Source organism: Mesorhizobium sp. M1A.F.Ca.IN.020.06.1.1, from assembly GCF_004023265.1.
Taxonomy (GTDB): domain Bacteria; phylum Pseudomonadota; class Alphaproteobacteria; order Rhizobiales; family Rhizobiaceae; genus Mesorhizobium.
Map to the genome: position 1 here is coordinate 1 of NZ_RZSR01001061.1, position 1,917 is coordinate 1,917.

A 1,917-nucleotide genomic window follows, 5' to 3' on the forward strand; every position below is an offset into this window, starting at 1 on the left:
ATCTATCCGGGCTATTACTACTGGGGTGGCCCAAGCGTCTATATCGGCCCGGCCTGGCGTCCGTGGCACGGCGATCGTTACTGGCGCCGCTGGTAAGCCCCTGCCGGCCTCATCATGCCGACTCCGGCGTCATAAGGCCTTTCGACCGTGGATATTGCCGCCGACGCGACCTGCGTCGGTCCCCGACGGAGGCTGTGTTGGCTCTATCCGTTCCAAATGCCGTTCCGCCCGATCCAGCCTTGGTCGCGCTCAACCGCTTCGGGCTTGGCGCGAAACCTGGTGACGATCTCGGCAAGATTGCGGCCGATGCGCGCGGTTATCTGAAGGCCGAGCTCGAGCTGTTGGATGTCGCGCTTGTCTCGGCCGACGATTCAAAAAATGCCGGCTTGTTGGACAGCACCGCCGCGATCCAGGCCAGCATGGCTGCCGCCGCGGAGCGCGAGGCAGCGCGGGAGAAGCCAGCGCCCGCCATGCAGCCTGCGGCAGACACTTCGGACGGCTCAGCCGAGGCAAAACGCAAGTCAGGCGTGCCGCCGGTCGAGGCCGATATCTATCGGGATGAAGCGCAAGCCCGTTTCGACAAGGCGCTCGGTGCCGCACCGGGCTTGGTCGAAAGACTGGTCGGTTTCTGGTCGAACCATTTCTGCGTCTCGACCGCCAAGGGCCAACTCGTGCGGGCCTGCGCCGGCGCTTTCGAGCGCGAGGCTGTCCGCTCCTTCGTGCTCGGCCGCTTCGCCGACATGCTGCTGGCCGTCGAGCATCACCCGGCGATGCTGTTCTACCTCGACAACCGACAATCGACCGGACCGGATTCGCGCGCCGGAAAAAGGCGCGGCCGCGGCCTCAACGAGAACCTCGCCCGCGAGATCCTGGAATTGCACACACTGGGCGTCGACGGCGGCTATAGCCAGGCGGATGTCACGAGTTTCGCGGGAGCGCTCACCGGCTGGACGATGGCCGGACGGAAGGGCCGCCTGGGCGAGCCCGGCACATTTGTGTTCGACGCCAATGCGCATCAGCCTGGCGAGGCGGTGCTGCTCGGCAAGACCTACCCGGCCGGCGGCATGGGCCAGGCCGAGGCCGCGCTCAACGACATCGCCCGCCAGCCGGCGACCGCGCGCCACATCGCTACCAAGCTTGCCCGCCATTTCATTGCCGACGATCCGCCGGCGGCTGTAGTCGACCGCCTTGCCGAGATCTTCACCAAGACGGACGGCGACCTGCGCGCGCTCGCGCTTGCACTGGTCGATCTGCCTGAAGCCTGGTCGCTGCCCCTGACAAAATTGCGCTCGCCGTTGGACTATGCCGTAGCGGTCCGGCGGGCGATTGGCTCCACCACCGGGAAAGAGCCGCAACGAACGCTGCGCTGGCTAAGGGCGCTGGGCGAGCCGCTCTGGCAACCGCCCGGGCCGAACGGCTTTTCCGACCGGACGGATAGCTGGGCGTCCGCCGAAGGCCTCAAGACGCGCCTCGACATCGCCTGGCAAGCGGCTCGTCAGGCCAGCGACATCGGCAATCCCGATGACATGCTTTCCGCCGTAATCGGCGCCTCCGCCTCGGCCGAGACGCGCCAAGCGATCGCGCGCGCCGAGTCCAAACAGCAAGGCCTGGCGCTGCTGCTGATGGCGCCGGAATTCCAACGCCGGTGAACAATGGAGAAGCGGCATGAGTCTTCTTTGTGAAACGCCGAATCCATCTCGGCGCGCCGTGCTGACGACAGGCGGCGCGCTGTTTGCCTGGGCCTGTCTGCCACGCTTCGCCCGCGCCGCCGACCATCGCGATCCGCGCCTGATCGTCATCATATTGCGCGGCGCGCTGGATGGGCTGTCGACGATCGGCCCGCTCGGTGACCCCGACTATGCCGGCCTGCATGGCGACATCGCGCTGTCGCTCTCCGGCGCCAATGCGGCGCTGCCG

General features: G+C 67.0%; 1 protein-coding gene and 1 pseudogene. Both read left to right on the top strand.

Annotation, left to right across the window (positions count from 1 at the left end):
• Window positions 1–197: 197 nt before the first annotated feature.
• Window positions 198–1,649 carry a DUF1800 family protein gene (locus EOA60_RS30910; RefSeq protein WP_095824257.1) on the top strand — a complete coding sequence of 484 codons (1,452 nt, stop codon included), beginning with the start codon at window positions 198–200 and terminating at the stop codon, window positions 1,647–1,649.
• Between the two features lie 16 nt (window positions 1,650–1,665).
• Window positions 1,666–1,917, top strand: a pseudogene (locus EOA60_RS30915) (hypothetical protein); the annotation flags it as partial.